We start from the raw sequence: 4,900 nt of genomic DNA, 5'->3' as shown, positions 1-4,900 counted from the left end.
CATCCCGCCTTGTGATGAAGCGGTCGCCAGCGGTACTCGCGGCCCCCGCCTCAGCGGGGGCTTTCCTCGTGGGCTTCTTGGCTGCCATCATTCAAATTCCGGACGAAGCTCGACGCCGAGCTCACTTGCGACCTTCCTTGCGATCGCCTCCAAAGCAGGATCGTGATCGCCTCGCTTGCTCTCCTGGTAGATTGAAATGGCCTCCGACAGGTCTACTGTCCACGCGAACCGTGCACACGCCCGCTGGACGATGCGGCCCATTGCAACGTTCTCGCGTGCTTGCTCCGGAAACTGGATGATCTGGGCCGTCATCGCGCCACCTCGAATGCTGCTGCGATCTGATCTAGCGCCTGCCGCTGGCCGTTGGTCGCCTTGTCGTAGATGCGGGCAAGCTTCAGCGCATCGACGGAGAAGATCTCGCCCGTGGCGCACACGAGTTCCACCGGCATGGCTGGCATGTCGTCCATTGCCGCAGTAAGCGCGGCTGCAAGCTCCTTGAGCTGTTCTTGTGAGAGTGCCATGCCGATCTCCTATGCGGCCCGAAGTGAGCAGAACGCGCTTGCGGCGGCGCGCGCGGCGGCGCGCTCGGAATTTGCGGGTAGGCGAGGTCGAACTGCTACCGATGGAAGCAGCGATAGTTCGCGCTCTCGCTGCTGCGCCCAGGTGACGGCCTGCTGCCGATTGGGGAAGGTTGCTGAATCGCGGTGGCCGTGTTTGTAGACCTCGGCGCGCCAGGTCAGTCCGCGTTGCCTGAAGGTGGCCATGATTCAAACTCGGACCGCGACGCCCGCGGCGTCCTTCAGCTCGACTCGCAGCATCCCCAGAACGTGGGAAAGGCTATCGCCGTCCATCTTGGCGCCGGCATCAGCCGCAGATTCGAGGATGCTGGTCAGCGCGAGTGCGTTGGCGATAGCAGCGTTGAACCGCTCTTGATCGCGCGTTTGTATAATGGAAGTTGCCATGGTCGTTCTCCTATCGAACGGTTGTGGAAGGTGTGGCGAGGGAGATTGCCCCTCCCTCGTCGCACCGCTTGTTACCGGCGGCTGCCGGATTTCTTGAACTCCAGGACCTTGCCTGTGTCAGCGCGGCGCCGGTCCAGGTAGTCCGCCCAGGCCTGCATCATCTTGCAGCGCTCGGGCAGGTGTGACGTGCGGTTGTAGGCGCGCCCGTTGGGATCCTTCACGGCGTGCGCAAGCTGGTGTTCGATGTAGTCGGGGCGGTAGTGCAGAACCTCGTCCAGGATCGTGCGCGCCATCGCCCGGAAGCCGTGGACGGTCATCGTGCCTTGCTCGTATCCCATGCGGCGCAGCGCCGCCGTCAGCGCGTTCTCGCTCATCGGACGCTTGGAGCTTCGGCCGCCGGGGAAGACGTACTGGGAGCGACTGGTGAGCGGCTGCAGCTCTTCCAGGATGGCGATGGCCTGTCGAGAGAGGGGAACCAGGTGAGGCTGGCGCATCTTCATCTTGTTGGCGGGGATGTTCCATTCCGCGGCATCCAGGTCGATCTCTGTCCATTCCGCCTGCCGGAGTTCCCCGGGGCGCACGAACAGCAGCGGGGCCAGCTGTAGCGCGCAGCGCGTCACGTGGCTGCCCTTGTAGCCGTCGATGGCGCGAAGTAGGGCACCGATGCCCTCCGGGTCGACGATCGCAGCGTGGTGCTTCTCTGGCGTCGGTGCGAGCGCGCCCTTGAGGTCAGCGACGGGGTTCCGGTCTGCCCGGCCCGTGGCGATGGCGTATCGCATCACCTGGCCGCAGTTCTGCAGGACGCGGTGCGCGCTCTCGATGGCGCCGCGGTCCTCGATCCTGCGTCCCACGCGCAGGAATTCGGGCGCGGTCAGCTCGGCAACAGGGCGGCCACCGATGTACGGGAAGACGTCTTTCTCGAGCCAGGCGGTCACCTTGGCGGTGTAGTTCGGCACCCAGTCGCGCTTCGTCAGCCACTCACGGGCCACGACCTCGAAACTATTGCCCGCGCGCTCGGCGCCGGCGGCCTTCTCTGCCTGCCGATGCTGGCCAGGGTCCACGCCGTTGGCGAGCAGCTTGCGCGCCTTGTCGCGGCGTTCACGGGCCTCGGCCAGGCTGACATCGGGATACGTCCCATGCGCCAGGAGCTTCTCCTTGCCTGTGAAGCGGTACTTCTGGCGCCAGCGCTTGCCGCCAGCTGGGGTGATCTCCAGATACAGGCCGCCGCCATCGAACAGTCGTTGTGTCTTGTCGGTCGGCTTGGCCTTTCGGACGGCGGTATCGGTGAGCCGCATTGGGGGTATCCGGGGTCGGGCAGGGCCCTGATACCCCCGTTGATACCCCCAGGAATTGGGGATTGCAATAGCCGGGGCTGGACGGCAATGGAAACAAAAAAGGCCGGAACCCTTGATACTGCTGGGATTCCGGCCTTTCTTGAGCCGTCCGTAGACGGGTAACTGGTGGAGGTGGGCGGAATTGAACCGCCGTCCGAAGGTACTCCATCCCCGGTACTACATGCTTATCCCGCCGTTGGATCTCGTCCTGCGACAGCACGGTGGGCGAAGCGCACCGCAGGACCAGCCTGTTTTAGGTTGACCGGATGCTGACAGGCAGCCACTCCCGGCGATTCCGTGATAATGACCTTACGCTGCGAGCACGGACACAAGCAGTTTCAGGGCTTACGCCTTAAGCGGCGAGAGCGTAGTTGTCGTCGTTGGCAACTAGAGTTTTGCCGCTGGATTTACGAGGAAAGCTGCCCCCTCGGCATGCACCAGGCAACTTCGCAACCCCCGTCGAAGCCAGTGCACCCCCGGGAGTCAGAAACGTCCTGACGAATAGCAGTGTAGGGCCGGCTACCTCGCTTCACAAGGCGCAGCGACGGCGATGTTCAGCCTCGTGAGGCCAAGCCCCTTGGTAAGGGGGCGAATTCTCGCGTCAGCGCGAATGGGGGATCGGAAGCAAGCGTTGGGACCCGAGATTTGCGTAGCGAATCTTGGGGATTCCATCGCGTTGTGCGATGAAATCACGCATCCTTGTTGTCCCGGCGCATGACACGGGACTTCTCGCGGGCCCAGTCGCGGTCCTTCTCGCTGGCGCGCTTGTCGTGCGTCTGCTTGCCCTTGGCCAGTGCCAGTTCGGCCTTCACCTTGTTGCCTTTCCAGTACAGCGACGTCGGCACCAGGGTGTAGCCGTCGCGCTCGACCTTGCCGATGAGGCTGTCGATTTCGTTCCGGTGCAACAGCAGTTTGCGCGTGCGCCGATCGTCGGCGACCGTGTGGCTGGATGCCTGGATCAGCGGGGTGATCTGCGCACCGAACAGGAAGATTTCGCCCTGACGGATGATGGCGTAGGCCTCGGTGATGTTGGCGCGGCCCGCGCGGATCGCCTTGAGTTCCCAGCCCTGAAGGGCGAGGCCCGCTTCGTGCCGCTGCTCGAGGTGGTACTCGTGACGGGCGCGCTTGTTCAGCGCGATCGTGCCCGTTGCTTTATTCTTGTCCGGTTTCTTTGCCATCCTTCCTATTGTCGCCGAAGGCGGAACCCTACGCGAGCCACATGCACACGATCCGCCGCAGCGCCCTGGTCGAACACTCGGCCACCCGGATGTTCGACCTGGTCAACGACGTGGCGGCCTACCCGCGCCGTTTCGACTGGTGCAGTGCGGCCGAGCTGAGGGAGCAGGGCGACCAGCGGCTGGTCGCGCGGCTGGACCTGGGGTTCGGCTCGCTGAGGACCTGGTTCACCACCGAGAACGTGCTGGACCGCCCGCACCGCATCGACATGAACCTGGTGGATGGGCCGTTCCGCAAGCTGCACGGGCGCTGGGATTTCCATGCACTGGACGAATCCGCCTGCAAGGTCACGCTGACGCTGGAGTTCGAGCCGTCGAGCCGGTTGCTGGCCCCGGCGATGGCGCTGGGTTTCCAGGGACTGGCCGACCGGATGGTGGACGATTTCGTGCGCGCCGCCGATCGCGGTGAATGACGTGCGGGTGGAGGTGATCCGGGCATGGCCGCACCGGTTCGACTCCGTCGTGCTCAGCCTCCCGCCCGGTGCCACCGTAGCGGATGCGGTTTCAGCCAGCGGATTTGCCGAAGCCGCTCATCCGGCCGTGGCGATCCATGGCGTGATCGCGACGCCGGACACCGTGCTCAACGACAACGATCGCGTGGAAGTGCTGCGCCCGTTGYAGATCGATCCGAAGGAAGCGCGCCGTCGTCGGGCGCGCGGCTAGGCGACGCCTCAGCGGCGGCGGCCCTTCTTCTTTTCCTTGGCGAGGTTGGGGCCGAACTTGCGCACGTCGCGCGAAAGTTGCAGGTCCGCCTCGGGGAAATATTCGCCCTCCCAACTGGCGAGCGTGTCGCCATTGAAGATCAGGGTGAGGTTCTTGATGTCGGTCGTGCCGCGGCGATTGGTGCGGTTGCTCGCGGTGTAGTCCCAGCGGTCGGCATGGAACGGGTCGGCGATCGACGGACTGCCGAGCAACGACTGCACCTGCTGCTTCGTCTGCCCGGCCTGCAGCTGGTCCACGGCCGTCTTCTCGATCAGGTTGCCCTGGTAGATCGGCTGCTTGTAGAGGATGCCGCAGCCAGCGGTGGCGGAAGCGAGAACGGCAGCCAGCAGGAATTTGCGCATTGGGACAGGTACGGTGGGAAACCGGGCCGATGATACACTCCCCCGGACCGCCGCAACCGAGCTTCAGGCAGCTGGCGCTAAACCGAGAKTGAACGGAGACGCCATGGAATCGCAGGACCTTCGCAAAGTCGGCCTCAAGGTCACCCATCCGCGCATGCGCATCCTGGAATTGCTGGAGCAGAAGAACTCCCAGCATCATCTGAGCGCGGAAGACATCTACCGGCAGCTGCTGGACCATGGCGACGAAATCGGGCTGGCGACGGTTTATCGGGTCCTGACCCAGTTCGAGGCCGCCGGCCTGGTGC

General features: G+C 64.3%; 9 protein-coding genes and 1 other RNA gene. 3 read left to right on the top strand and 7 right to left on the bottom strand.

The annotated features are described in order from the left end of the window. Positions 1–87: 87 nt before the first annotated feature. From AC04L7_RS12340 to smpB, 6 genes are all read right to left on the bottom strand, one after another. On the bottom strand, positions 88–312 hold the full coding sequence (locus AC04L7_RS12340; protein ID WP_435998342.1) for a hypothetical protein: 225 nt from the start codon (positions 310–312) through the stop codon (positions 88–90). Beyond that, positions 309–521 carry a hypothetical protein gene (locus AC04L7_RS12335; RefSeq protein ID WP_435998344.1) on the bottom strand — a complete coding sequence of 71 codons (213 nt, stop codon included), beginning with the start codon at positions 519–521 and terminating at the stop codon, positions 309–311. Before AC04L7_RS12335 ends, AC04L7_RS12340 begins: the two co-directional genes overlap by 4 nt. Positions 522–767: 246 nt before the next feature. After that, positions 768–962, bottom strand: a complete 195-nt coding sequence (locus AC04L7_RS12330) for a hypothetical protein (protein WP_435998346.1) — start codon at positions 960–962, stop codon at positions 768–770. Positions 963–1,033: 71 nt separating this feature from the next. After that, a complete protein-coding gene (locus AC04L7_RS12325; RefSeq protein WP_435998348.1) occupies positions 1,034–2,257 on the bottom strand; it encodes a tyrosine-type recombinase/integrase in 1,224 nt (407 codons plus the stop codon). A gap of 163 nt (positions 2,258–2,420) precedes the next feature. Further along, positions 2,421–2,774: a transfer-messenger RNA gene (ssrA, locus tag AC04L7_RS12320) on the bottom strand. 211 nt (positions 2,775–2,985) lie between these two features. Next, the gene (smpB, locus tag AC04L7_RS12315; protein ID WP_435998353.1) at positions 2,986–3,474 is read right to left on the bottom strand and encodes an SsrA-binding protein SmpB; all 489 of its coding nucleotides are present in this window, start codon (positions 3,472–3,474) and stop codon (positions 2,986–2,988) included. A gap of 41 nt (positions 3,475–3,515) precedes the next feature. On the opposite strand from smpB, the gene AC04L7_RS12310 reads away from it, so the two are divergent. Then, complete coding sequence (locus tag AC04L7_RS12310; RefSeq protein WP_296280700.1) at positions 3,516–3,944, top strand: type II toxin-antitoxin system RatA family toxin; 429 nt, start codon at positions 3,516–3,518, stop codon at positions 3,942–3,944. Then, the gene (locus AC04L7_RS12305; RefSeq protein WP_475513102.1) at positions 3,937–4,194 is read left to right on the top strand and encodes an RnfH family protein; all 258 of its coding nucleotides are present in this window, start codon (positions 3,937–3,939) and stop codon (positions 4,192–4,194) included. The genes AC04L7_RS12310 and AC04L7_RS12305 overlap by 8 nt, the downstream gene beginning before the upstream one ends. An 8-nt stretch (positions 4,195–4,202) precedes the next feature. Here the strand turns inward: AC04L7_RS12305 and AC04L7_RS12300 are convergent, their stop codons facing one another. Beyond that, positions 4,203–4,595 carry an outer membrane protein assembly factor BamE gene (locus AC04L7_RS12300; RefSeq protein ID WP_296280698.1) on the bottom strand — a complete coding sequence of 131 codons (393 nt, stop codon included), beginning with the start codon at positions 4,593–4,595 and terminating at the stop codon, positions 4,203–4,205. A gap of 103 nt (positions 4,596–4,698) precedes the next feature. Between AC04L7_RS12300 and AC04L7_RS12295 the strand changes: the two genes are divergently transcribed. Continuing rightward, positions 4,699–4,900 (top strand): transcriptional repressor (locus tag AC04L7_RS12295; protein ID WP_475513101.1); only part of this gene is annotated, 202 nt, incomplete at its 3' end.

Source organism: Pseudoxanthomonas sp. LjRoot204_2 (genome assembly GCF_056175765.1).
This window is presented reverse-complemented; position numbering and strand designations above follow the sequence as displayed.

What these genes read in the sequence shown, in the direction of transcription:
- AC04L7_RS12330 (WP_435998346.1), bottom strand. Translation starts at nt 962, where the DNA reads ATGGCAACTTCCATTATACAAACGCGCGATCAAGAGCGGTTCAACGCT.
- AC04L7_RS12335 (WP_435998344.1), bottom strand. Translation starts at nt 521, where the DNA reads ATGGCACTCTCACAAGAACAGCTCAAGGAGCTTGCAGCCGCGCTTACT.
- AC04L7_RS12325 (WP_435998348.1), bottom strand. Translation starts at nt 2,257, where the DNA reads ATGCGGCTCACCGATACCGCCGTCCGAAAGGCCAAGCCGACCGACAAG.
- smpB (WP_435998353.1), bottom strand. Translation starts at nt 3,474, where the DNA reads ATGGCAAAGAAACCGGACAAGAATAAAGCAACGGGCACGATCGCGCTG.
- AC04L7_RS12310 (WP_296280700.1), top strand. Translation starts at nt 3,516, where the DNA reads ATGCACACGATCCGCCGCAGCGCCCTGGTCGAACACTCGGCCACCCGG.
- AC04L7_RS12340 (WP_435998342.1), bottom strand. Translation starts at nt 312, where the DNA reads ATGACGGCCCAGATCATCCAGTTTCCGGAGCAAGCACGCGAGAACGTT.
- AC04L7_RS12300 (WP_296280698.1), bottom strand. Translation starts at nt 4,595, where the DNA reads ATGCGCAAATTCCTGCTGGCTGCCGTTCTCGCTTCCGCCACCGCTGGC.